The sequence below is a fragment of the Pseudomonas sp. Irchel 3A5 genome, from assembly GCF_900187575.1.
Classification (GTDB): Bacteria; Pseudomonadota; Gammaproteobacteria; order Pseudomonadales; family Pseudomonadaceae; genus Aquipseudomonas; species Aquipseudomonas folii.
In genome coordinates, this window is the sequence record NZ_FYDU01000004.1 from 381,039 (window position 1) to 405,011 (window position 23,973).

Annotated in this window: 28 protein-coding genes and 1 tRNA gene; 19 read left to right on the forward strand and 10 right to left on the reverse strand. The window is 56.0% G+C overall.

Going from position 1 to position 23,973, the window contains the following annotated elements:
• Positions 1 to 135: 135 nt before the first annotated feature.
• On the forward strand, positions 136 to 309 hold the full coding sequence (locus CKW31_RS29805) for a hypothetical protein (protein WP_176469833.1): 174 nt from the start codon (positions 136 to 138) through the stop codon (positions 307 to 309).
• Positions 310 to 389: 80 nt separating this feature from the next.
• On the opposite strand, the gene CKW31_RS08815 is transcribed toward CKW31_RS29805, so the two are convergent.
• Positions 390 to 1,151: a TerC family protein gene (locus CKW31_RS08815; protein ID WP_095093961.1), complete on the reverse strand. Its 762-nt coding sequence runs from the start codon at positions 1,149 to 1,151 to the stop codon at positions 390 to 392.
• 32 nt (positions 1,152 to 1,183) lie between these two features.
• Positions 1,184 to 1,420: a hypothetical protein gene (locus tag CKW31_RS08820; protein ID WP_095093962.1), complete on the reverse strand. Its 237-nt coding sequence runs from the start codon at positions 1,418 to 1,420 to the stop codon at positions 1,184 to 1,186.
• A gap of 130 nt (positions 1,421 to 1,550) precedes the next feature.
• On the opposite strand from CKW31_RS08820, the gene nhaR reads away from it, so the two are divergent.
• Positions 1,551 to 2,453, forward strand: a complete 903-nt coding sequence (gene nhaR, locus CKW31_RS08825) for a transcriptional activator NhaR (RefSeq protein ID WP_095093963.1) — start codon at positions 1,551 to 1,553, stop codon at positions 2,451 to 2,453.
• Positions 2,454 to 2,466: 13 nt separating this feature from the next.
• Here the strand turns inward: nhaR and CKW31_RS08830 are convergent, their stop codons facing one another.
• Positions 2,467 to 2,976, reverse strand: coding sequence for a DUF1993 family protein (locus CKW31_RS08830; protein ID WP_095093964.1), 510 nt, complete (start codon positions 2,974 to 2,976; stop codon positions 2,467 to 2,469).
• Positions 2,977 to 3,130: 154 nt separating this feature from the next.
• Between CKW31_RS08830 and CKW31_RS08835 the strand changes: the two genes are divergently transcribed.
• Entirely contained in the window at positions 3,131 to 3,796 is a 666-nt protein-coding gene (locus tag CKW31_RS08835) for a YceH family protein (RefSeq protein ID WP_095093965.1), read from the forward strand.
• 38 nt (positions 3,797 to 3,834) lie between these two features.
• Here CKW31_RS08835 and CKW31_RS08840 read toward each other — a convergent pair whose 3' ends face one another.
• Positions 3,835 to 4,650, reverse strand: coding sequence for a shikimate 5-dehydrogenase (locus CKW31_RS08840; protein WP_095093966.1), 816 nt, complete (start codon positions 4,648 to 4,650; stop codon positions 3,835 to 3,837).
• Positions 4,651 to 4,877: 227 nt separating this feature from the next.
• Between CKW31_RS08840 and CKW31_RS08845 the strand changes: the two genes are divergently transcribed.
• From CKW31_RS08845 to CKW31_RS08855, 3 genes are all read left to right on the forward strand, one after another.
• Positions 4,878 to 5,243 carry a hypothetical protein gene (locus CKW31_RS08845; protein WP_027899069.1) on the forward strand — a complete coding sequence of 122 codons (366 nt, stop codon included), beginning with the start codon at positions 4,878 to 4,880 and terminating at the stop codon, positions 5,241 to 5,243.
• A 191-nt stretch (positions 5,244 to 5,434) separates the two neighbouring features.
• Positions 5,435 to 5,629: a hypothetical protein gene (locus CKW31_RS08850; protein WP_095093967.1), complete on the forward strand. Its 195-nt coding sequence runs from the start codon at positions 5,435 to 5,437 to the stop codon at positions 5,627 to 5,629.
• A gap of 118 nt (positions 5,630 to 5,747) precedes the next feature.
• On the forward strand, positions 5,748 to 5,930 hold the full coding sequence (locus CKW31_RS08855; RefSeq protein ID WP_095093968.1) for a hypothetical protein: 183 nt from the start codon (positions 5,748 to 5,750) through the stop codon (positions 5,928 to 5,930).
• 141 nt (positions 5,931 to 6,071) lie between these two features.
• Here the strand turns inward: CKW31_RS08855 and CKW31_RS08860 are convergent, their stop codons facing one another.
• Positions 6,072 to 6,632 (reverse strand): hypothetical protein, encoded by a 561-nt coding sequence (locus CKW31_RS08860; RefSeq protein ID WP_095093969.1) that lies wholly within the window; start codon positions 6,630 to 6,632, stop codon positions 6,072 to 6,074.
• Positions 6,633 to 6,879: 247 nt separating this feature from the next.
• Here CKW31_RS08860 and pbpG point away from each other — a divergent pair, with 247 nt between their 5' ends.
• On the forward strand, positions 6,880 to 7,815 hold the full coding sequence (pbpG, locus tag CKW31_RS08865; RefSeq protein WP_095093970.1) for a D-alanyl-D-alanine endopeptidase: 936 nt from the start codon (positions 6,880 to 6,882) through the stop codon (positions 7,813 to 7,815).
• Between the two features lie 77 nt (positions 7,816 to 7,892).
• On the opposite strand, the gene CKW31_RS08870 is transcribed toward pbpG, so the two are convergent.
• From CKW31_RS08870 to CKW31_RS08890, 5 genes are all read right to left on the reverse strand, one after another.
• Positions 7,893 to 9,326 (reverse strand): NAD-dependent succinate-semialdehyde dehydrogenase, encoded by a 1,434-nt coding sequence (locus tag CKW31_RS08870; RefSeq protein WP_095093971.1) that lies wholly within the window; start codon positions 9,324 to 9,326, stop codon positions 7,893 to 7,895.
• Positions 9,327 to 9,451: 125 nt separating this feature from the next.
• Positions 9,452 to 10,336, reverse strand: a complete 885-nt coding sequence (locus tag CKW31_RS08875) for a DMT family transporter (protein ID WP_095093972.1) — start codon at positions 10,334 to 10,336, stop codon at positions 9,452 to 9,454.
• 171 nt (positions 10,337 to 10,507) lie between these two features.
• The gene (locus CKW31_RS08880) at positions 10,508 to 11,017 is read right to left on the reverse strand and encodes a cupin domain-containing protein (protein WP_095093973.1); all 510 of its coding nucleotides are present in this window, start codon (positions 11,015 to 11,017) and stop codon (positions 10,508 to 10,510) included.
• Between the two features lie 66 nt (positions 11,018 to 11,083).
• Entirely contained in the window at positions 11,084 to 13,342 is a 2,259-nt protein-coding gene (locus CKW31_RS08885; protein WP_095093974.1) for an ATP-binding protein, read from the reverse strand.
• A gap of 632 nt (positions 13,343 to 13,974) precedes the next feature.
• Positions 13,975 to 15,600 carry an NADP-dependent glyceraldehyde-3-phosphate dehydrogenase gene (locus tag CKW31_RS08890; RefSeq protein WP_095094023.1) on the reverse strand — a complete coding sequence of 542 codons (1,626 nt, stop codon included), beginning with the start codon at positions 15,598 to 15,600 and terminating at the stop codon, positions 13,975 to 13,977.
• 159 nt (positions 15,601 to 15,759) lie between these two features.
• Here CKW31_RS08890 and CKW31_RS08895 point away from each other — a divergent pair.
• From CKW31_RS08895 to CKW31_RS08950, 12 genes are all read left to right on the forward strand, one after another.
• Positions 15,760 to 15,835, forward strand: a tRNA-Asn gene (locus CKW31_RS08895).
• Between the two features lie 189 nt (positions 15,836 to 16,024).
• Positions 16,025 to 16,894 carry a ParA family protein gene (locus tag CKW31_RS08900; protein WP_095093975.1) on the forward strand — a complete coding sequence of 290 codons (870 nt, stop codon included), beginning with the start codon at positions 16,025 to 16,027 and terminating at the stop codon, positions 16,892 to 16,894.
• Positions 16,891 to 18,237: a replicative DNA helicase gene (gene dnaB, locus CKW31_RS08905; RefSeq protein ID WP_095093976.1), complete on the forward strand. Its 1,347-nt coding sequence runs from the start codon at positions 16,891 to 16,893 to the stop codon at positions 18,235 to 18,237. The genes CKW31_RS08900 and dnaB overlap by 4 nt, the downstream gene beginning before the upstream one ends.
• Positions 18,234 to 18,413 carry a hypothetical protein gene (locus CKW31_RS08910; protein WP_095093977.1) on the forward strand — a complete coding sequence of 60 codons (180 nt, stop codon included), beginning with the start codon at positions 18,234 to 18,236 and terminating at the stop codon, positions 18,411 to 18,413. Before dnaB ends, CKW31_RS08910 begins: the two co-directional genes overlap by 4 nt.
• Positions 18,397 to 18,606: a hypothetical protein gene (locus tag CKW31_RS08915; RefSeq protein WP_095093978.1), complete on the forward strand. Its 210-nt coding sequence runs from the start codon at positions 18,397 to 18,399 to the stop codon at positions 18,604 to 18,606. Before CKW31_RS08910 ends, CKW31_RS08915 begins: the two co-directional genes overlap by 17 nt.
• Positions 18,603 to 18,821 carry an Arc family DNA-binding protein gene (locus CKW31_RS08920; RefSeq protein ID WP_095093979.1) on the forward strand — a complete coding sequence of 73 codons (219 nt, stop codon included), beginning with the start codon at positions 18,603 to 18,605 and terminating at the stop codon, positions 18,819 to 18,821. The genes CKW31_RS08915 and CKW31_RS08920 overlap by 4 nt, the downstream gene beginning before the upstream one ends.
• On the forward strand, positions 18,821 to 20,479 hold the full coding sequence (locus CKW31_RS08925) for a ParB family protein (protein WP_095093980.1): 1,659 nt from the start codon (positions 18,821 to 18,823) through the stop codon (positions 20,477 to 20,479). Before CKW31_RS08920 ends, CKW31_RS08925 begins: the two co-directional genes overlap by 1 nt.
• A 37-nt stretch (positions 20,480 to 20,516) precedes the next feature.
• Positions 20,517 to 21,071 (forward strand): DUF2857 domain-containing protein, encoded by a 555-nt coding sequence (locus CKW31_RS08930; RefSeq protein WP_095093981.1) that lies wholly within the window; start codon positions 20,517 to 20,519, stop codon positions 21,069 to 21,071.
• Positions 21,071 to 22,366, forward strand: a complete 1,296-nt coding sequence (locus CKW31_RS08935; protein ID WP_095093982.1) for an STY4528 family pathogenicity island replication protein — start codon at positions 21,071 to 21,073, stop codon at positions 22,364 to 22,366. The genes CKW31_RS08930 and CKW31_RS08935 overlap by 1 nt, the downstream gene beginning before the upstream one ends.
• Before the next feature lie 80 nt (positions 22,367 to 22,446).
• Positions 22,447 to 22,854, forward strand: coding sequence for an antitoxin Xre/MbcA/ParS toxin-binding domain-containing protein (locus CKW31_RS08940; RefSeq protein WP_095093983.1), 408 nt, complete (start codon positions 22,447 to 22,449; stop codon positions 22,852 to 22,854).
• On the forward strand, positions 22,851 to 23,300 hold the full coding sequence (locus tag CKW31_RS08945; RefSeq protein ID WP_095093984.1) for an RES family NAD+ phosphorylase: 450 nt from the start codon (positions 22,851 to 22,853) through the stop codon (positions 23,298 to 23,300). The genes CKW31_RS08940 and CKW31_RS08945 overlap by 4 nt, the downstream gene beginning before the upstream one ends.
• Positions 23,301 to 23,589: 289 nt before the next feature.
• Positions 23,590 to 23,925 (forward strand): GrlR family regulatory protein, encoded by a 336-nt coding sequence (locus CKW31_RS08950; protein ID WP_095093985.1) that lies wholly within the window; start codon positions 23,590 to 23,592, stop codon positions 23,923 to 23,925.
• Positions 23,926 to 23,973: the final 48 nt, after the last annotated feature.

The window sequence follows — 23,973 nt, forward strand, 5'->3', positions numbered from 1 at the left end:
ATACGCAACGTATAGCCTTGCATAGATCAAATTAGTCATGAAGTTCGACCACTGGTCAACTAACGGAAACATGCTACGGACTAGACTGTCGATTATCAGGACCGTAGATGAAAAAGCAGGGTCCGTGGAGGACGTATGAGCCTGGAAATGACAATCGTGATGCTGATCTCCGCTTGGCTGGCCGTGGCCACTGCCATGCTGTGGGGTGTGATGCGGATTTCTCGTCGTCATCATCACCGCAGCGCGCCGCCCGCGCCAACAAAGCCGCTGAAGCCGATCAAGAGCCGCCCACACGCACCGGCCCATTGAGTATCCAATGAAAACGGCCGGTATGAAGAGTATTCATACCGGCCGTTTGCTTTTCAGCTTTTAAGCGGCGCCGTCAGCTATCACGCTTTGGATGTCTGAGCAGCCGCCTCCTTCTTGAGCTTGGACCTGCGGGACATCATGTTCAGGATTTCAATAAAGGCAGAGAATGCCATCGCAGCGTAGATGTAGCCTTTAGGCACGTGAGCACCGAAGCCCTCTGCGATCAGTGTCATACCGATCATGATCAGGAAGCCCAGCGCCAGCATCACGACGCTCGGGTTGTCGTTGATGAACTTGGCCAAAGGCTCGGCGGCCACCAACATGACGATTACGGCAGATACCACAGCGATGATCATGATCGGCAAGTGTTCGGTCATGCCCACGGCCGTGATGATGCTGTCGATGGAGAACACCAGGTCGAGAATCAGAATCTGACTGATCGCCGCACCCATGCTGAGGGTAATGGTGGTATCCAGCTTCTTCTCTTCTTCAGTCTTGATATCGACGCTATGGTGAATCTCGGTCGTGGCTTTCCAGACCAGGAACAGACCACCTGCGATCAGGATCATGTCTTTCCAGGAGAATACCTGCCCCAGAATCTCAATCACCGGCTCGGTCAGTTGTACGATCCACGCGACGGTGCTGAGCAAGCCCAGGCGCAGGAACAATGCCATACCGATACCCAGGCGCCGTGCCTTCAACTGCTGGTGGGCCGGTAGCTTGTTAGTCAGGATAGAGATGAAAATCAGGTTATCGATGCCCAACACGACTTCCATGACAACCAGAGTGGCCAAGGCAATCCATGCAGCGGGGCTTGAAGCGAGTTCTAACAGGTATTCCATGTGTATTGCCCTGATTCAGTCAGTGGTAAAAGTCAGATTTCTTTCTTGCTTTCGTCGTCTTTCTGCTCTGCCTTGGGCTCAGCCATGGACAAGTCCTGCTTGGCATCATCCAGAGCTTTTGTTGCGGCTTTGTGAGTATCGTCGATAGCCTGTTTGGCTGAATCAGTTGCAGTGCTCAGCAGTTGTTTGCTGGAACTTTCAATCTGGTCACAGCCCGCCAACACCAATAACGGTACAGCCAGTAATGCAGCATAGAGAGATTTAATCATCTAGAGCCTCGAAAATTTAACCGGTTTTTAACACTCCGGCGATAGGCCAGCATTCTAGAGAGATCGAACCATCAGGAAAATTCGTATTTTTAAGCGGTATACTTCGTAAATACCGAACCGAGAAGAATCAATGCTTAACTATCGACAGCTGCATTATTTCTGGGTGGTCGCCAAAACCGGCAGCATCGTGCGCGCCTGCGACCAGTTAAACCTCACGGCCCAGACTATCAGCGGCCAGATCAGTCTGCTGGAACAGTCTTTGGGCGTTGACCTGTTTCAGCGTGTCGGTCGACAGCTGGAGCTCACCGAAGCGGGTCGCCTCACCCTGCCCTACGCCGAGCAGATGTTTCAACTCGGTAACGAGCTGGAGTCCATTCTGCGAGCACAGCCGGACGAACCGCAGATATTGTTTCGCGTTGGCGTCGCGGACGTGGTGCCCAAGTCCATCGTATACAGGCTGATCGCACCGACCATGGAATTGAGCGAGCCGATGCGTATCACCTGTCGGGAAGACAAACTTGAACGGTTGTTGGCTGACCTGGCGATTCAGCGACTGGACCTGGTGATCTCCGACAGTCCGATGCCTCCTCACCTGGACATCAAAGGCTACAGCCAGAAGCTCGGCGAATGCGGGATCAGTTTTTTTGCCACTGCGGAGCTTTTCGAGCGCTATGGGCAAGACTTTCCCCTCGGCATGCAAGGTGCACCGCTGCTGATTCCAGGGCAGGAAACCGTGGTGCGCAGTCGACTCATGCGCTGGTTTGCGGAGTTGAAGGTTCAGCCGAGGATCGTCGGAGAGTTCGACGACAGTGCCCTGATGAAGGCCTTTGGCAAATCCGGCAGCGGGATATTCGTCGCGCCGAGCGTGATTGCCGATGAAGTGCAGGCGCAGTATGGCGTGCAGCTACTCGGCCAGACGGATGCCGTGACCGAGTCGTTTTATGCCATTTCGGTGGAGCGCAAGGTCAAGCACCCCGGCATCGTTGCGATTACCGAGGGCGCCCGACTGAAGCTGTTTACCGATGCAGTTTAGGGACGTAAAGGACTTAAACAGTACCCATGAAATCGCGCTTGCCGATTTCGATGCCATTGTGGCGCAGCAGGTCGTAGGCGGTGGTTACGTGGAAGAAGAACTGCGGCAGGCTGTAGCTCAACAGATAAGTCTGGCCGGTAAAGCGTTTCTCTTTAGGGGTGCCCGGGCGAAGGATGATTTCAATTTCTTCATTGCCGTCGATTTGCTCGGGCTTGATGCTACCAATGAAGTCCAGAGTCTTGGCCAGTAGCGCCTGGAGCTCAGCGAAGCTGGTTTCAGTGTCGTCATACTTCGGCATTTCGACCTGAGCCAGACGCGCCGATGCACCTTTGGCGAAGTCCACAGCGATCTGCACCTGGCGAGTGAAGTTCAGCATGTCTGGATACAGACGCGCCTGCAGCAGTGCTTCAGGCTGGATGTTTTTCTGCGTGGCGTGCGCTTCGGCTTTAGTCAGGATCTGGCTCAACGCGTTAAGCATCTGCTGGAAAACCGGGACAGAAGCTGAGTACAGGGAAATAGTCATGACAGTTCCTTCAAAGAAAGTGGCTGATTATAGGCATGTGTAGCCAAGCGCGCTGTGGCTCTTTTTAACTGACATCCTTTGGCTGACAGTTGCGCTGGAAATAATTACCCACACGCCCTAGGCTGTCTGCCCGCCATCGCCTACGGAAAGAGCCATGTCCACAGAACAGTCTTCGAACAGTCCTGCCGAACAACCCGATGCGCTGAATCTGAGCAGCACCGAGGTGCGCATTCTAGGCTGCCTCATCGAAAAACAGGCGACCAGCCCGGAAACCTATCCGCTGACCCTCAACGCACTGGTCACTGCATGCAATCAAAAGACCAGCCGCGATCCCGTGATGAACCTTAACCCCGGTCCGGTCGGGCAAAGCCTGCGCGCACTGGAAGGCCGCGGCCTGGTTCGGCTGGTCATGGGCAGCCGCGCTGATCGCTGGGAACAGCGCGTCGATAAAACGCTTGAGTTGGTCCCTGCGCAGGTGATCCTGGCGGGGCTTCTGTTGCTGCGCGGCCCGCAGACGGTCAACGAACTGCTGACCCGCAGCAACCGGATGCACGATTTCGAGGACAGCGAGCAAGTCGTCCATCAACTGGAGCGGCTGATTGCCAGAGGCCTGGCGATTCTGCTGCCACGCCAGTCAGGACAACGCGAAGACCGTTACATGCATACGCTGGGTAATGCTGAAGATCTGCAGGAAATCCTTGCAGCCCGACAAAGCCAGCCAGAGCGCGCTTCCTCAGCGAGCAACGCCAGCGCCGAGCGTCTGGATGAACTGGAAGCGCGTATTGCGGTACTCGAAGAGCGCCTGGCGAAGCTCGAATAACCCCTGCCCGTCAGCGACTACCCGGGCCGGGCATTGTCTTACCCGGCCCGGGCAAACGCGGCCGCCTGGCGAAACTGCTCGTCATCCGGACGCACGCCGGTGTACAGCACAAATTGCTCCAGCGCCTGAATCGCGGCGACTTCATCACCACTGATGACTCGCTTGTTTCTGGCGCGTGCAGCTTCCACAAGCGGCGTATTGACCGGGTTGGCGACGACGTCGAACACAGTCTCTGCCGCATCAATGGCGTCCAGGCTGAATGCAAGCTCATCGGCCTGGGGACCAATCATGCCCAACGGTGTCACGTTAACCAGTAACGGCGGCCGCTCATCACCCAGATCGGCCCGCCAACGCAGGCCGCAGGATTGCGCCAACGTCCGACCGGCTTTTTCGTTGCGGGCAATAATGGTCCCCTCAGTAAATCCCGCGTCGCGCATGGCGAACGCGACAGCCTTGGCCATGCCACCACTGCCGCGCAGGGCGAACGCAGTGCGTGGAACGGCTCGGCTGTCCATCAATTGAGCGACGGCAATGTAGTCCGTATTGTAGGCTTTCAAGTGGCCTGCGGTATTAACGATAGTGTTGACTGACGCAATAGCGGCCGCCGAAGGATCCATTTCGTCAATCAACGGGATGCTTGCTTCCTTGAACGGCATCGAGACGGCGCAGCCACGAATCCCCAGCGAGCGCATTCCCGAGAGGGCACCCGGCAGGTCCGAAGGACTGAAAGCTTTGTAATAGAAGTTCAGCCCCAGTTGTTGGTAAAGGTAGTTATGGAAACGAACGCCGAAGTTGCCGGGTCTTGCAGCGAGGGACATGCACAGAACCGTTTCCTTGTCGGGGACAACAGCCATACTTTTCTCCTGAACGGTATTAGTAAAAGCCTCATGGGAAGGCGTAATATCTGCACCGCAACATGGCGCGGTAAAAATCGGCCAACTATTTGTACAAAAGGACCTTACACAAAATTTACTCAGCGGCTTCGCAGTTTTTCCGCAAAGCGCTGTCTTAAGAGTTATCCCGTGGCAGTGCTTGAGAGTGACGCAGGCTCGCGACAACGGGTTGAAAGTGAGGAACAGTCATGATTCGTCAAATCCCCAAGGTTGCCTTGTTGTTAGCTGCTCTGGCCATGGCCGGCCAGGCGAATGCCCATGGCGGCGGCCGTGGCTGGGCGGGCCCGGCAGTTGTGGGTGCAATCGTAGGTGGCGTGGTCGGCGCTGCGGTATCGTCCGGTCGCGACAGAACGGTCTATGTCGAGCAGCAGCCGGTCTATGTTCAACAACCCGTGTATGTTCAGGCTCCGCCGCAGCCAGTCTATTATCAACCGGCCTATCAGGTTGTAGCGCCACCGCCAGTGCGCGTATACGGTCCACCGCCTGGCTATTACGGCCCACCACCCGTGTATTACGGCCCACCGCGCGGCTATTACGACCGTGGTCGCTGGTAATCATTGATAAGCAGCCCTGCCCTCACCGGCGGGGCTTTTTTTCGCAAGTTGAATGATAACGACTACATTGAGACTCAAGATTGGCGGGTCAAAGACGATAGCCTGCTAACGTCCATTCTCGACCCACGAGCCAGGGTATAACTCTCCAACAACCTCTCTGCTCAGTTCGTCATAACAATAAGGAACTCAACATGCCGACACAGAACCCACATCGAACGGTCGGACTCTGTACGTCGAACAAGGTCTACAGCGCCTTGACTGAACTCAAGAGCCTCGAAGGCCACCGTACTGCAAAGTTTATTGCGCTGATGGCGCAGAATCTGGTTGAGAAAGGCGTGCTGTCAGATGAGGAAGTGATCGCCATGCTGGACCAGGTCGTCGACTGATCCCTTTCGGCCTGAGTTGCGTCGGCCTTCTGTTCATCAATGTCCACTATCGAGCGCGTTGATTTCTGCTGAGTCCAGTGACGCCGTAGAGTAGCGCCATAGATTGTTGGAGGCACTTATGAGCACACTCAAAATCATGTCCGTGGTCGGCAGCGCAGTCCCTCAGGCGCTCAGAGCCCAAGGTCTGCTGGCCTGTTGGTATCTGGTCCATAACGGAGAGCCCGTCAGCGGCCCGTTCGAATCATTGAATGCCGCCCAGGCACGTTCTGAGCTGGTCGAAGAGCATCCGCTCAACAGCTAGATAGATGTTTAACAGCCCGGCTCAACGCCAGGCTGATACTTACCCGGTTAAGCTCCCTGAATCGTGCGTTGCTCCGCACACCCCATTGCCCGCATTGGTCCCCTGATGCGGGCTTTTTTACGTAGCTACTTCCAGGCGATGTCAGAGACGCTCAGCCATTGCCGCATTGACCTGGCAACGATGGGTCAGCTTCTGCAGACGCTTCTCCATACTCATGAACACCACCCGATCCGAACGACCACTTTCCAGCTCATCGATAAGGTCACTGGCGACCTGACGCAACTCGTAAGCGATCACCACGCGGTCATCATTGAGGTCATGCTTGTGGGATTCGAACAGACGGTGCAGATAGTTCTCCAGAACATACTTCATCCGGTGCCGGTCAGTGGCACGCAGGTGGTTCAGGCTCAGATTGATTTTGCCCAGCAACTCGCTGAGCTCTCCACACAGATACTGCATGCGTCTGGCGTAACCAATCTGCCCGTCGCGCATGGCCTTGTGTTGCACTGAGGCTTCCTGACTGCGCTGAATGCCAGGAACGGCAACGGCGACCATCATGCCAATGATCAAGCCGGTTGCCTGAACCCAGCCCGCCCAGTCTGCGGGACGCGAGAAGAAACCTGCCCCCATCAAAAGCACGGCTATTGCGCCAGCCACTATCACTAAAACAACGTAATCCTTGCTGATAAACCCTTTGGGCATCACGCGACTCCTTCGGCCTGTGTCGGCAGCTATCGATGGCATGGGATGCTAATCGGTGCGGGCGCTGGATACCATGACTATCGTTACCGTGGACGATTTTTCAACCGCCGCGGAAAAACTTAAATCTTACATATATTAGTGAATCGCCCTACAACAACCATCGACAGTGGTCAGGCCTACTCATAAAATGCCGAGCAGTTTCTCTACCCGTGTGAATACCACACTCCATTCTTAGTGAGCCTCGCTCTTGAAAATTCGTCTTCACATTTTGGGCCTTTTATTTGCACTTACAGGCCCGGCACTTTCCACCAGCGCCTCCGCGAACGACCCCGCCCCACTTAATCGTGATCCTTCTCTACTTCATCTGGCATCCGGCAGCGCGATGCTTGTTGACCTGCAGACCGATAAAGTTCTGTATTCCAGTAATCCTGATGTCATCGTCCCCATTGCCTCTGTGACCAAGCTCATGACGGCGATGGTTGTGCTGGACGCCAAGCAGTCCATGGATGAAGTCATTCCGGTCAATATCTCGCAAACGCCAGAAATGAAAGGCGTGTTCTCCCGAGTCAAACTGGGCAGCGAACTGCCCCGCCGTGAAATGCTGCTCATCACCCTGATGTCTTCCGAGAACCGCGCAGCAGCAAGCCTGGCGCACAGTTATCCGGGCGGCTATGCAGCGTTTATTCTGGCAATGAATGCCAAAGCCAAGGCACTGGGCATGAAACACACGGTGTATGTCGAGCCTACCGGTCTATCGATCTACAACGTTTCTACCGCCCGCGACCTGACCAAACTGTTGCTCGCATCGCGCAAATACCCGGCCCTCAGCGAGCTGAGCACCACCTCGGAAAAAACCGTGACGTTCCGTAAGCCAACCTACAGCCTGGGCTTCAGTAACACTGACCATCTGGTTCGTAAATCCAACTGGGATATCAAGCTGACCAAGACCGGCTTTACCAATCAGGCTGGACACTGTCTGGTGCTGCTGACCAGCATGGCCAATCGTCCTGTTGCGATGGTGATCCTTGATGCATTCGGCAAATACACTCACTTTGCAGATGCAAGCCGCATACGCCAGTGGATGGAGACAGGCAAAAGCAACCCGCCGCCAGCCGTCGCGCTGCAATACAAGAAAGAAAAGAATCTGGTGATGAAGCAACAGGGTTTGCAAGCCACTGAGTGACCTGCAGGGCTCACAGGCAACTAAAAAGGCCGCCAGCTCCTTGAGGAACTGGCGGCCTTTTCGTTGCAGCTAAGTGCTTAGAGGTTGAATTGAGTGACCAGCTTGGTATTCAAGTAAGCCTCGATCGCCTCGGTACCACCTTCGGAGCCGTAGCCGGAATCCTTGATGCCCCCGAATGGAACCTCCGGCAAGCCGATGCCTTGATGGTTGATCGAAAGCATACCGGCTTCAATCTGGGTGCTCAGCGCGTGAGCCGTCTTCATCGACGTGGTAAACGCATACGAAGCCAGACCGAATGGCACACGATTGGATTCGGCAATCGCCTCTTCCACGGTGTCGAACGGCACCACCAGGGCAACGGGGCCAAAGGGCTCTTCGTTCATGATGCGCATCTCACGGGTCAAGCCGCTGAGCACAGTCGGTTCGAAGAAATAGCCAGGACCGTCAATAGCTTTGCCGCCTGCATTCAGCGTCGCCCCCGAAGCCTTGGCATCATCAACCAGGGCAACCAGCGCTGGAATGCGGCGATCGTTGGCGACCGGCCCCATGGTTACCGTTGAATCCAGACCGTTACCGACCTTGATCTCCTTAGTCAGCCCAACGAATTTCTCGAGAAACGCGTCGAATACGCCGCGCTGCACCAGAATACGGGTCGGCGACACGCAGACCTGACCGGCGTTGCGGAATTTGGCAGTTGCCAGCACGCGCGCAGCGAGATCGACATCTGCATCGTCAAAAACCAGTGCCGGGGCATGACCGCCCAGTTCCATGGTCGCGCGCTTCATGTGCTGCCCGGCAAGTGCGGCGAGTTGCTTGCCAACCGGAGTCGAGCCGGTGAATGTCACTTTGCGAATGACCGGGTGAGCAATCAGGTACGAGGAAATTTCCGCGGGGTTACCGTATACCAGGCCAATGACACCGGCTGGGACACCGGCGTCCGCGAAGGCGCGGATCAATTCAGCAGGTGAACCCGGAGTTTCTTCCGGTGCCTTGATAATGATCGAGCAGCCTGCCGCCAGCGCCGAAGACAATTTGCGCACGATCTGGTTGATCGGGAAATTCCAAGGCGTAAACGCTGCGACTGGCCCTACAGGCTCTTTGACGACTTTCTGCTCGACGTCTGCGCCACGGGACGGAACGATGCGGCCGTAACTGCGACGCCCCTCCTCGGCCAGCCACTCGATCACGTCCGCACCCGACAATACTTCAGCGCGGGCTTCAGCCACCGGCTTACCCTGTTCCTGCGTCATGATCCGGGCAATGGAATCTGCGCGCTCGCGCAGTAAATGCGCTGCTTTTTGCATCGTTTTGTAGCGATCATAGGCCGAGGTTTTGCGCCATACAGCGAAACCGCGCTCGGTAGCCGCCAGCGCGTCATCGAGGTCAGAAATGCTGGCGTGTGCAACAGTGCCCAATTGCTGGCCGGTAGCGGGATCAATGACTGGCTGGGTGCGACCATCCTGGCCTGCACGCCATTGACCGTCGATGAAGAGCTGTACATCAGGATACATAGCGATTCTCCAGTTGCATTCGCAAGGACAGAAATGTGCTTTTCAAAAGCGCTACGAGTTCAATGGGGGCGCAATGGTGTATATCAAGGCATTTCCACCCACCGCTTTTGAGGAGCAAGCATCCATCAAGCCTTGGTTCGTTGCTGCCACGCAGCAGCCAGCCCGCTCAGGCAGATGACGGCGATGCCCAGTTGCGCAGTCAACGAGGGCGCATGGCCAAACACCAGATAACCCAGCAGCCCCGCGAACACGATCTGGCAGTAGCTGAACGGGGCCAGCATCGCAGGCGCCGCATAACGAAAGGCCTGAGTCAGCAGCAAGTGAGCAACCATTCCGCACGCGCCCAGCGCCAGCATGAACGGTAAATGCTTGAGTTCAGGCGCAGTCCAGAAAAATGGCAGGAGCGCGGTCATGACCAGGCTGTTGAAAAGCCCTGCGAAGAAGTTGCTGGTGGTCGGGCTGTCATGCGCGCTGACCATGCGGGTAAGCAGCTGATAGGAGGCAAATAACGTGGCAGACCCCAGCGGTAGCAAGCTGGCTGGAGTAAACAGCTCTCCGCCGGGATGCACAATGATCAGCACGCCAGCGAAGCCTACAAGCACCGCGGCCCATTGCTTGCGCGTGACATGCTCCCCTAATAGCGGCACCGATAAGGCGGTAATCAACAGGGGAGCAAGAAAGTTGACGGCGGTTGCTTCAGCCAACGGGATGTACATCAATCCGGTGGTGAACAACAAACTGGTCCCCAGCAGACACAGCGCGCGCATTATCTGCAGCTTCAGGCGTTTGGTGCGCAACACGCGCAGCCCTGCAGAAGGCATGAAAATACCGGCCATCAATAGCGTATGCACCACATAACGAACCCAGACGACCATGAAGATCGGGTAAAACCCGGACAGGTATTTGGAAATGGTGTCGTGACTTGAAAAAAGGAAAGTCGCCAGAACAATGAGCGCGATGCCCTTGAGTGGCTGATTGACGCCGGATAATGGCGTGCTGACGGTACTCATCTAGTTTCCTTGGCATGGCAGAAAACAGTCGCCTATTCAGATGCCGAACGCCAGCGCATCCGATCTCCCTGAATAGCGTATGGAGGAAAGAATATAGAAGCTGCCCCGGTTATCCAAACAATGCCGAGGCTAATGACGAAATTAAATGACTGGTCAGTCCAGTCGGGACACTCAGGTCCAGATTCGCAACAGAGCGCCCTTCGCCCCGGAAAGAGGATCGCTTATTGGCAAAGGGACTTCGGAAATACGCTGCCGGGAAGCAATCAACGCCGCATGATCGGCACGCTGGATGTCGTACTGGCTCCGATTGGATGGATAGGCGCCCACGACCAGAAAGTCATCACTTTGCTCCAGACAACAGTGACCGGTGCCAGCAGGCAACACCAGGACATCCCCTGACGCTACCGTGACTTCCTGCCCGTATTCGCCACCAAGCTTGACTCTCGCCGCTCCACTGGCAACGCCGAGCACTTCATGGGCAGTGGAATGATAATGGTGATAATCAAAAATCACATCACGCCATAGCGCTGGCCAATGATTACCGGTGAAGAGTCGCTCGAACTCGGCCGCCATGTCCTCGCTTTCAAACGATATTCCCCGGTACACCAACACAGGTAGTCGACTGTTAGGGACTTCCCGGTCTCCTTCGAAAAACAATTGCTCGGGTGCACGTGAAACCATGATGGCGGCTCCTTGCCTGATGGACTAATCCATGTCGACTCCTGCTGATCGCCGATATTGCCAGCGTCAGACAGGCGGACATGCTTGAGACGTAACCAACGGCACCGTAAAGCTGAACTCACTGCCATGACCCAGTTCACTGCGAACCCAAAGATCGCCGCCATGGGCTTTCACGATGCCCATCGAGATGTACAGCCCCAAGCCGGTACCACTGGGATTGCCTTGCCTGATTCGCCAATAGCGCTCAAAGACATGAGGCAGATGCTCAGGTGCAATCCCCGCCCCCGTATCAGTGACACTGAACCTGACGTAGCTACCCTCTTTCACAGCCTTGACCCCGACGCTGCCTTCCCTTGGAGTGAACTTGATGGCATTGCCGACCAGATTGGACAACACCTGGAATAATCGCTCCGGGTCGGCTGAAATCTGCAGGTCCGGCTCGGAGACAAAGCTCAACTCGACAAATTTGTTCAGTGCCAATGGCGCAAGAAGAGAATAGCCCTCTTCAAAGATCTGGCTGACATCCATGCGCTGCGATGTGATGGAGTAACGACCTGCTTCGATCTTCGACGTATCCAGCAAGTCCTCCAACAGATTAGTCATCCGCGTCGTCGCCCGCTGCATGGTGTCGATGGCGGAGTTGACACGTTTGGATGATGGGCCACTATCGGCGCCTATCAATCGCTGCATCATGCCGCACTGCATGACTATGACCGTCATTGGGCTGCGCAGGTCGTGGGAGACCACCGCTACCAGATCATCGCGCGCACGAACCGCGTCCTGCTCTCGTGACACCTGACGAGCAAGATCCGCTTCCAGCGCTGAGCGCCGCAAATCGGCTGCGGCAAACAGGTCGCCTGCGCTCCAGCGATGCGCCTTGCCATCAACCTGTTCTTTCCAGATCTCGAAAGACTTGCGAGGCTGGAGCCGGCTACCCGCTTCGGTTTCCGAAAGCTCCATAGGCTTGCTGGGATCACCACTCCAGTTGACACTCTCCTTGACCTCTGGACGAAACCACAGCACAGCATTATCCACTGGTTTAGGTAGGGTGAAACTCAGCAGCCCACTGGCGACGTCCTGATATTCATGTGCATCGGGAAAGTCTGCACTCAGGCTGGACGACTCGTAGATGCCGACAGGCTGCTGTTTAACCCAGGCATACAGCGTCTGGATCTGCTCATCGCTCGGACAGGCACCCCACGTATGCAAGCGATCCTCTACCAATACCGCAATGCCCGATGCCCCGGTCAGCACCATCAACTGCTCAGGACTTTGCGCCAACGCTTCCAACACGTCCTGCTGCGTTGCCAAGCGCATCGCCTGCACAAGCTCGGTGAGCATCACCTCTTTCTTCTGCCGCTGCCGGGCGACCTCCGCTTCCTCAAGCGCGCTGATCTGCATCGACAACACCTGACCAATGGTCTGGCAAGCCGCGCGCAAGCCGTGCGGCACCAGCAGGGGCGTGCGATTCCCACAACTGATCAAGCCCCACAGGCGATCGTCCTTGAGCAGCGAAATACTCATTGAAGACAGCACGCCCATGTTCTTCATGTATTGGCAATGAATCGGCGAAACACTGCGCAGCAACGAATGCGTCATATCCAGTGGCAGTAACGTGTCCGGGCGCAGCAAGGGGACCAGCGGCACGGGCATGTAGCGAGCGTCGGGGATGATCCGCAGCCAGTTGAGACGGTATAACTCCCGTGCCTGGCTCGGAATGTCGGACGCCGGGAAAAACAGGCCGTTGTAAGTGTCCATTCCCGGGCTGGAGGCCTCGGCAATCACCTGACCGTGTCCCTCCTCCTCAAAACGATAAATCAGCACCCGGTCATAGCCCGTCAACGCCTGAATCTCGCGGACACTTATTTCGTAGAGCTCTGGGAGGGATTTTGCGCCTTGCAGACGACGCAAGGTCCTGCCCAGGCCGCGATCCAGATGCTGCATGCTGGCCGAATTGAGTTCGCCGGGATTTTCGATCTCCAGCATCAGCATTTCATCGTGACGATGCACGGTACAGTCCACCCACTTTCCGTCATAAGCCAACGTGAGTGGATTGACCTCATCCAGCGAGCTGGCAGCCAATGCATTGCGTACCTCCTGCGCCTGCTCAGTGCCCAATACGACGTCCAGGTCCTGACCGACCAGCTCTGATGCAACACGGCCGAAAAGCACATCAGCATTGGCACTGAGTTGCTGCACAATCCAGGTACTTTCGTTGACAGCCACCAACACACCGTGAGGCTGAATAGCGCCCGGAATCTGGATAGGCTCATGATCACAGTTGGCCAGCAACCGATCAAAGACATCACCGTCGTCAACAATCATCACAAAATCTCCGCTCGCCTCACACGCAAGCAATATGAACAAAGGTAGCAAATACGGCGCTATCGGCCTGCCTGGTCGTAATCTGAACGTTGTGTAGAGGTTAACGCTTTGCTCTTAATGATCGCTGATCATCAAGCGGGCCCGATACGCCCTGCCCACCTGCACATGTCATTGGATACAGCGTTTAATTTTCAACGAATGTTTTGCCAATGGCGTGTAATTGCTGCAATACAGATCACAGTAAAATTTTTGCGAGGTCTCAACGATATACCCGCAAACCTGTGTGCTGGAGAGGAACACTTGACTGGACTGACCTTACGCTGCACCTGAAAAGCCGCGAAATGCCCGCATATGAGGGTGTTGACTGCCGTATGGAGAGATTTTCTTCGAACAAGAATCAGTGCTCGTAACCATGGCACACGAACGAGTTCGACGCACCGTTATATTTTTTAGTGCCGGCAAGCACGCTCGCTCAATCAAAACGCCGGACATTTTACAGCATCGAATTGACGCAGCGAATCATCCCAAGCGAATCTTTTTGATGTGCCAATTAAAACGCGCTCGATTTTTACTCACGATGAGCGCATCAGTCCGTGATGCATAATCAACCTGATGCGCTCACTGCAAAGCTGTCAAAAAATATAGTCAGTGGTAAGGAAGCTGGACTCGCGATTGCGGATGATGTCGCTGATCAGCGCTTTGTTAGCGTCCTGAAATCTGGTCGCAACCAGGGTACGGATCGAGAAAACCCTGAGTGCATCGTGAACCGATAATGTACCTTCCGCGGAATTCTTGCGACCGTTGAAAGGAAACTGATCCGGTCCACGCTGGCACTGTGCGTTGATATTAATGCGCCCCACCTGATTGGCGAAAGCATCTACCAACCGCCCAACCTGTGCCGAGTCATTACCAAAGAGGCTCAGTTGCTGACCGAAATCAGAGTCCAGTACGTAATCGATGACCGACTCAATATCCCGATACGGCACAACAGGCACAACCGGACCAAACTGTTCTTCGTGGTAAACCCGCATTGCCGACGTCACTGGATACAGCACGGCCGGATAGAAAAATGTTTCATCAACCTGCCCGCCCCCCTCATTGACTACCCGCGCACCCTTGGTTACAGCGTCGTCCACCAACCCTTTCAGGTAGTCAGTTTTGCCGGGCTCAGGCAATGGAGTCAGCGATACACCTGGTTCCCACGGCATGCCTGCTTTCAACTGAGCAAGTTTCTGCTGGAGTTTCTCCAGAAAGTGATCGACTACGCTCTCATGCACAAACAGAATCTTGAGCGCCGTGCAGCGCTGACCGTTGAAAGAAAGCGATCCGGTTATCGACTCATTCACAGCGTTATCCAGATCAACATCTGGCAGCACGATGCCCGGATTCTTTGCATCCAGCCCCAACACAGCGCGTAAGCGGTGTGGCTTGGGGTGCAGTTTCTTGAGGTCACTGGCCGCTTTGTTGGTCCCGATGAACGCAAACACATCTATCTTGCCACTGGCCATCAGCGCACTGACCGTTTCTCTACCGCTGCCGTAGATCACATTGATGACGCCCGCCGGAAAACTGTCCCGGAACGCTTCCAGCAATGGCCGAATCAGCAACACACCAAACTTGGCCGGTTTGAAGACCACGGTATTACCCATAATCAGAGCCGGAATGAGCGTGGTGAAGGTTTCATTCAGCGGATAATTGTAAGGCCCCATGCACAGTGTTACGCCTAAAGGAACACGGCGAATCTGACCAAGTGTGTCCTGCTCCAGCTCAAAACGACTGGAGCGGCGATCCAGCTCCTTAAGAGCATTGATGGTGTCAACGATGTAGTCGCAAGTACGGTCGAACTCCTTCTCGGAATCCTTGAGGTTCTTGCCAATCTCCCACATCAGCAGCTTGACCACCGCTTCACGCTGCTCGCGCATGCGCTTGAGAAACGCCTCGACGTGTCGGATGCGCTCGACCACCCGCATCGTCGGCCAAGCGCCCTGCCCTCGGTCATAAGCCTGAACCGCCGCCTCCAGCGCAGTCATCGCAGTGGCCGAGTCAAGCAACGGCGTACTGCCCAGAATCACCGACTGGATACCATCGACAGCGCTGAGACACACCGGACTGCGCACCGGTGCCAGCGGCCCTTGCCACAGCTGCAATGTACCGTTGACCAGGTACTCCCGCTGCTCGATGGCCTTGTCCGGACGATACTGCTCGGGGATTTGCTCAAGGGCGGGAAATAATGTTTCAAGACGATTGCTGGCAGTCACTTCTTTCACCTCTCTGGAGATCAGTCACAAGGAGCATGCCAACTACACTACGCCAAAGTCCCCCGCATTTGGAAACCAGACCCGCCAACCTGCTGAATAGTAAAAATATTTTCGGCCCACGCTTGACTAATCCAATTGAAACAGTAACATAGCGCTCATTCCGCGATAGCTCAGTTGGTAGAGCAAGTGACTGTTAATCACTGGGTCCCTGGTTCGAGTCCAGGTCGTGGAGCCACTTTCAAGAAGCTGTAGATTCAAGGGTTTGAACAGGTAGTGTAGGATTTTTTACCGCGATCACTGACTTTGTCACTGAAACGCTGAAAATCTCCAAAAAACATCCAAACCCTCTACCGCTTACCTCTAGATACACTTCAGTTTGTGAGTCAAAGCGCTGTCTCTAATCATTCGACTAGAGGCAAGCATAATGACAATCGCATCGGTACTTTCGACCAAAGGCGGCCCTGGCAAGACCACGGTAACCGCAAATCTAGGCGCTTTCTGCGCCGACGCTGGCATCCGCACCCTCCTCATAGATCTCGACACACAACCTTCGCTGTCCTCGTTCTATCGCCTTGAGCATGAAGCGCCTGGCGGCACCTACCAGCTCATATCCCAAAACAACACCCGCGCCGATCAGGTCATTTCACGGACCTGCATCCCCAACCTGTCACTGATCCTCTCTAACGATCCCCATAACCAGCTCAGTAACATGCTGCTTTACGCGGCTGACGGGCGCCTTCGCCTGAAGAATCTGGTGCCTGCGTTCTCCGACGACTTCGATCTGATCCTGATCGACACCCAAGGCGCGCGGTCGGTGACGCTGGAAACCGCACTGCTGTGCTCCGACCTCGCTATTTCCCCGATCACGCCGGACATGCTGGCCGCCCGGGAGTTTTACCGCGGCACTCAGCAATTGCTCAAAGACCTGGAACCACTGTCCTCGTTGGGCGTGCACACGCCACCACTGAACATCGTCATCAACAAACTCGACGCCACCAACGATGCGAACCTGATTTATCAGTCGCTGGTGGAAACCCTGGCAGATCACCCGCAAATCAATCTGCTGAACACCACCATTCCCGCTGCAGTGAGCTTTCGCCGAGCTGCGACCGAAGGCACGCCTGCACATCGCCTCGAATACCGCCAACCACAGAATCGCAGATCTCCGGCTGCTTTTAGCGTGATGAGAGCCCTCGCCTCTGAGCTTTTCCCCCAGTGGCGCGCGCATTTCAACAAGCTGGCCTTCGACACGCTGGGCACTCCGATCAACGACGATCAGGAGCTTGCTTCGTGAACCTGACGGATCTGGTACCACCTCATTCGATTGAAGCTGAGCAAGGCGTGCTGGGCGGGCTGCTGCTCGACAACAGCGCTTGGGATCTAATCGCCGACACGGTCAGCGCACAGGATTTTTTCAGGCGCGAACACCGACTCATCTTTCAAGCCATTCAGAGTCTTGCTGCAGCCAACCAGGGATTCGACGTAGTGACGGTAGCCGACTCCATGGCGGAAGTGCCCGAGGCTGGAGGGCTCGGTTATCTCAGCGAGCTGGCCAAGAACACGCCGTCGGTGGCCAACATAAGCGTCTATGCAGGCATCGTTCGCGAGCGCTCACACCTGCGGCAGTTGATCCTGCTCGGCCACGAATGCAGCCGCAATGCTACGGCTGCACAGGCTAAAAGCGTGGAGGTGCAGGAAGAGTTCGAGCAGAAACTCTATGCGCTGGGACAGGGACACGCGCCCAACAGCTTCATCGACGTGAACGAAACGTTGATGAAAGTGCTGGAACAGGTCGACTTCAACTTCAATCACGGCAATGGCGTTACAGGCGTACCCAGCGGTCTGGTGGATCTGGACCAGAAAACCGGAGGATTTCAGGACGCGGATCTGGTCATCGTCGCGGCCCGCCCGTCGATGGGCAAAACCAGTTTCGCGCTTAACATCGTCGATGCGGTACTGGCTCTGGATCCGGCCAACAGCGTGCAGATCTACAGCCTGGAAATGCCTGCCCAGGCGCTGATGTACCGAATGATCGCGATCCTGGGACAGCTGGACGTCGCTCGACTGATGCGCGGCCAACTGGAAGATGACGATTGGGCCAAGCTCACCGCAGGCGTCGCAAAGATCAACCAGTATGGCGAACGCTTGGTCGTCGACGACAGTTCTGGTCTTACCCCGACAGCATTGCGCGCCCGGGTGCGGCGCGCAGCAAGGCGGTACGGCAAACCACGGCTGATCATGGTCGACTACCTGCAACTGATGCAGTGCCCCGGCAAGGAAAACCGCAACCTTGAGATCGGCGCCATCTCCGCCGGCCTTAAAGCTGTGGCCAAGGAATTCAACTGCCCGGTCATCGCCCTCTCCCAGCTCAACCGCTCCCTGGAGAACCGCCCCAACAAGCGCCCCCACAACGGCGACCTGCGCGAATCCGGCGCTCTGGAGCAGGACGCCGACCTGACCCTCTTCATCTACCGGGATGAGGTTTACCACCCCGACTCGGAAGACCAAGGCATCGCCGAACTCATCATCGGCAAACACCGAAACGGACCTGTCGGGATAGTGCGCACCGCATTCATTCCCGCGCAGACCCGCTTCGTCAATCTGGAAGCCAGGGATCGGCAAGGAGCATCAGCATGACTAAACGACCCGTGCCCCGCGGAAGCTGCAAGGACTGCATGAGCGAGTTTGCCCTGCACCGGGCAATAACACGCATAAGCGACCCACAACTGAACGACGAAGAACTGGATATCTACACCTGCCCGGAATGTGGCAGCTATGCAGTCGAGGAGGAACACCATGAAGAGCAGCACTAAGCCAATTAGCGATGACCTCTGCACCGTGGTGTTTCGGCTGAAAAACGGCCGGGCCGACGCCAACCGTTTTGTTTACGCGCTCGCCTGCCGGGTAGAGCAATGGAAAGACGTTGAAGTCGTCAGCCTGGACGTCGGCGAGTGGCATTACGAGACCCAGGTAAACCAAGGATCGGAACAAGGAGCAGCGAAATGAGCAGCCGTAAACAGGACAAATTCGTTGTGCGCTTTTATGAAGCCGGCTTGAGGGATCAGATCGCAGACATCGCTCGTAACTCGCAGCGCTCCATGAACGCCGAGATCATGTTTCGCCTGTTCCGCAGCTTCGAGCTGGAACAGGAACTCAAGCGCGCGAACGCCGTGATCGACCGTCTGACCGCCGACGAGCAGGCGGCTGAGGGTGATGCCTAATGGCTGCCAAATCTCCCGATCCAGAGACAATCAAGAGCAAGCTGTTGCAGGGATCGTTCCTGAATAACGGCCCTGTGATGTCGCAGCTCTCCGACCCCGTCGCAGACACGCCGATGGTCATCACCCTGGACAAACTGCGGCCCTACGGACACAACCCGCGCATCAATCGTAACCCGCTTTTTGATGAGCTCAAGGCCTCGATCAAAAGTCGCGGTCTGGAAGCGCCGCCGCCGATTACCCGGCGGCCCGGGGAGGAACATTTCACAATTCGCAACGGCGGCAACACACGGCTCGCGATCCTCAACGAACTGTGGAGCGAAACCAAAGACGAGCAGTTCTTCAAGATTCACTGCCTGTTCCGACCCTGGCCCAAGCGAGGCGATATCGTCGCCTTGACCGGTCATCTGGCCGAGAACGACATGCATGGAGAGCTGACATTCATTGAGCGCGCGCTGGGGATTGATCAAGCCAAGGAGTTTTACGAGCTGGAGACCGGTCAGCCGGTCTCCCAGCGGGAGCTTGCACGTTTACTGGGTGCCGATGGGTACCCGGTTTCTCAGTCGCACATCAGCAAAATGCAGGACGCTGTGCAGTTTCTACTGCCCGCAATCCCTGCGCTGCTGTTCGCCGGGATGGGCAAGCCGCAGATCGAGCGCCTGATCTCGCTCAGGCGCAGCGCCGGGAAAACCTGGCAGCAATACACACGAGACCCCGATATAGACTTCAGCATGTTCTTTACCGACATCCTGAATTGCTTCGACGGCAAGCCTGACTTCAGTTTCGAGCGGTTTCAGGATGAGCTGATTCACCAGATGCAGGAGCCACTGGGCAAGGAATACAACTGGCTCAAGCTCGACATGCTGGAAGGTAAAGGGGCTGACAAGGCCCCGCCTGCTAAAGATGTGCCGCCAGCTCCGACTAAGACTACTGCGCCTGCGCCCTCCTCTGGCTCATCCGGAGAGTCATCGACGGAGTCACCTCCCGACAACAGCAAACTCACTGTACCGCCTAAAACTGAACCAGATCCTCTGCTGCAGTCTGATGACACGTCGGACCGCGAAACACTCTCCGAAGAGGATCAACAGGCGCTGATCCAGAGCCATATCATCACGCCGATTGCAGGACTGACGCCGCGTACCCAAGCCATGAAACGCCAACTGGCGCAGGCAACAGGCGAACCGATTCCGGACTTTGAAGAAGCCTGCCTGCAGGCCATCCCCGTGCAGGTCGGAGGCCTGCACCCTGTCTCGGATCTCTGGTACATCGAACGGCAGATCGATGAGCCGACTGAGCTGCGCCAGCAAATCTTCGGCTTGGCCAGCGAAGTGGCTGAGGAAGTCCAGGCACCTGACATCCTCCGCCCCAGCGAATGGGGCATTGGGTTTAGCCTGGCTCCCGATACAACCGTCGAGATTGCTCAGGGATCCGTCACTGCGGCAACCATCAAGCTACTGGAGTCCCTCAGCGGTAGCTTCAGCGACGCGACGGCCAGTCCATTGGTGCTCTCCGGCGATCTGGGACAACTGATGCTCGGTTGTTCCCGACAGCAATCCCAAGCTGCATCAGCAAACGACCGCCTCAGCGATCACGCCTTGGTGAAAGTCTTCCGCGTGATGCGCCTGGCTCGCCGCTTGATCGAGCTGGAGGCCAGCGCATGAACACCCTCCCCGACATTCCTGAAATGGAGAAACATCCATGGCACATCCACTGAATCTCGCTGTTGCGCTCCAGGTATTGAACGACATGCGCAACGGCCAGTTGCGTAGTTGTCTGGCGATGGGCTTTGCGGAGCAGGACCTTAAGGACCTCATCGAGCCGCAGTGCATGAGCGTGCTGGTCAATGCGCCCGTGCCGTGGTTTCGGGTGGTGGTGGACAGCACCGTGGTTCAGCGTTTGCTGGCTCAGGCCAAGGATAACGAAGAGGATCAACTAATCATGTGCGCGCTGCAGAACGGTGCCAGCTCGCCGCTGATTCATGACCTGTTTGGCCTATCTGCCAAAGAGGTGGCGCTCAGGCGCGCCATGCTTGGCCTGCCCAATCGTAAGGGGCGATGGCCAGCAGTGAACCAGGAACAGGAACGTGCGTTATGGGACCGCTGGAGCAGCCTGAACCGCGAAAATCCGGTGGACCCGCGGGACAGTCGTGCCCTGCTGAAACTCGCAATCAAAATGACCCACAGCGTGCCACCACTCAACCTGACCATGACCTGGAACACCCTTCAAAGCTGGATTGAACAGGACCTGCTGTGATGCACAACCCGTCACGCAGATTCACGCCGGGCAACCTCGATACGCTGAATGCCCTTCTGGATTCAGCGTCGAACTCGTTGAACGAAAAGCGTCGCGATGCACCGCGAGAGGCCAAATCCCTCGACATCGACAATACCGGCATCCTGTTCACCGGCAACCCTCATGAAGCGGTGCCCAGACGGCTATTGCTGGACAACCGCCTCACGCCGCTGGAGCGCAACGCCTGGCAGGTGTTCAGGCTTCTGCTCAACAGCGATGGCCTGACTTCCTTTCCCACCTACGAACAGCTGCAGCCCTACCTCGCTGCATCGCCGTTCAAAGTCGCCTCCCGGGAAACCGTAGCCAAAACACTGACGACGCTGCGCCTGACCCGATGGCTGAGTTTGGCCGGCCGCGTGCGTGACGAAGTCACCGGGCAAATGAAAGGCAACATCTACCTGCTCCACGACGAGCCGATCAGCATTTCCGAAGCGATGCTGCTCGATCGCGGCTACCTGGAACTGGTGGGCAATTCACTGGAGCACGCCAACAAATCCATCTGCCAGGTCGCTGCGCATACCCTTGAGGAATTTGCCCAGGATCCAGACGTGCGCGAGCAACGCATTCCAAGTCGTCTCGACATCATTGGCCAACGAGTGGCCAGGCAGCGCGGCACCAAGAACACCAGCACGCGTGACATTCCCATGCAGCAATCCGAACTCGGGCCAAACGATTCCGAACTCAGTCAAAAGCATTCCGAACTCAGTGAATCGGCCCCAGTTCGGAATGTCGTCCCACCGGATTCGGAATCCGAACGCAGTCGTAAACAGGGCGAATTCGACCCGGTTCGGAATCCGAACTCATCTAGTACAGGTAGTAATACAAATACATATGTATCTAAAAGCTTTGTACCGCGCGCGGATAATAGGTCTGACTACCCACCCCGCTTCCAGGCATTGCCGCCGGATCAGCGTCACAAAGCGATCGTGGCCATGGCTCCGCTCACTGACGAATTGTGCAAGGACGTGCTTGATCAATGGGCTGCACGACCTGCAGAAGCGATGCGAAACCCGTTCGCCTACCTGCTGCGCATGATCGAAAAAGCGCGTAATGGAGAATTCAATCTGATGACACAACCTAGATATACCGCCAGCACGGTCAAACCTGAGGCTCGGCCAGAGCCCCCGCCGCCGAAGCATCACGCTCCGAATGATCAGAGCAAGGCGCTTGCTAGTCAGGAGATGGCAGCGCTGATGAGTATGGTCAGCCGACGCGGATCTGGCTCGGTTGCTCGCAGTGGCGGGACGACAGCATGATTCCAGTGGAATCACCCATTTCCCACGCCCGACATTTTGCCCTATTATCAAAGGCAAATTGCCGAATAGTGGAGAAATGCATGATTACTCAACCAGATTTTCAGGTACTGGAGCTGATGGCGGGCATCCCCGGGCAGCCGATGGATTTGCTTATTCGCAGCGGCGTATCGCTGGAAGCAATCGACAACCTGTCACAACACGGCGTCAACGCAGTGAACGTTGGCATTATCAACGCCCGCACCCTCCGCCACCGTCGAACCAAGGGCGAGCGACTCTCCCCTGAAGAAGGCGATCGCCTGTATCGCGTGAGCAAACTGGTGGTACTGGCCGAGCAAGTGTTCGGCGACAAGGACAAGGCAGCCCACTGGCTAAACAAGGCTCAGAAGACATTCGGAGGGCTAACCGCACTGGAAGCGGCCGCGACCACTCCTGGCTATGTGGCTGCTGAAGAAACGCTGGAACGGATCAACCACGGATTTTTTGCATGACCGAACGTGTTTTATGGCGCATCTCGAACTACAAAGACTTGAGCGGAATTGGCGGTACCAAAATATCCGGGCGTTGGCACACCAAAGGCCATCCCATCGTTTATCTGGCCGACTGGCCTGCCACTTCATTGCTTGAGGTGTTGGTCCATCTGGAATTGACCGTCGAGGAGCTACCGGAGTCCTTCACGCTGCTGCGCGTTGAACTGCCGGAAAGCGCGAGCGTGATTGATGGCCGTGAACAGCTGAAAGATGACTGGTCGCAGAATGTGTTGGCCACTCGCAAGGTGGGTGATGACTGGCTGCAGAGTGAGGGTTCTTTGCTGTATCGGGTACCGACGGCGATTGTTCCGGCTAACTGTAATTACCTGTTTAATCCGGCGCATCCGGAGGCTGTTGGGACGAGGCTGGAGGTGTTTGATTTTCCTGCGGATAGGCGGCTGTTTTGAGGTGATTCTAGTGGAATCAGCGTGGTGCTTTGCCATGCAGAAATAGCTCTTCAAATGCTCGGACCTGACTGTCTATATCTGCGACTACCCATACCTTTTATTGCATTTAGGGGCACACGCAGGCGGCAACCGTCAGCGGCCGAAAGCCGTCAGTTGAATTAGCTTCTAAAGTCATAGACCTCACGTACTCCCATAGCATTGTTATGACGGCACTGCTTGTTACACTTTCATTCACACAAACCGCTCCTTGCGTCTACGCTCGAAGCTTCTAAACCGATGAGGCTCTATCATGGCAAATGGAATATTTCATGTTGATTTTCGTGCCAGCACAGGCGATCACGGCGATGGTTTGGTCGTCGTAAAAGATGGAGCGGTGAATGGAGGTGACCCAAATTACCTGTATCAGGGAAAGGTGCCGAATGAATCGGGTCCATTTGAATCTAACTTCACTGTCCGAAAATGGCGTGAGGGAAATACCAACGTAGTTGGATTAGATGACTACACTCTCCTAGCCAAGGGCCAGGTCAACTACGAGGCGGGAACCATTGAACTTGAAGGAGCAGTAGTTGGGGCCCCCCAGCTGACTATCCAGCTCAAGGGAAGAAAAATTCAAGACGCGGTTTAAATGACTGTCTTTAAACATGGAGGGCTGCCTTTACCCAGGTAACGGCAG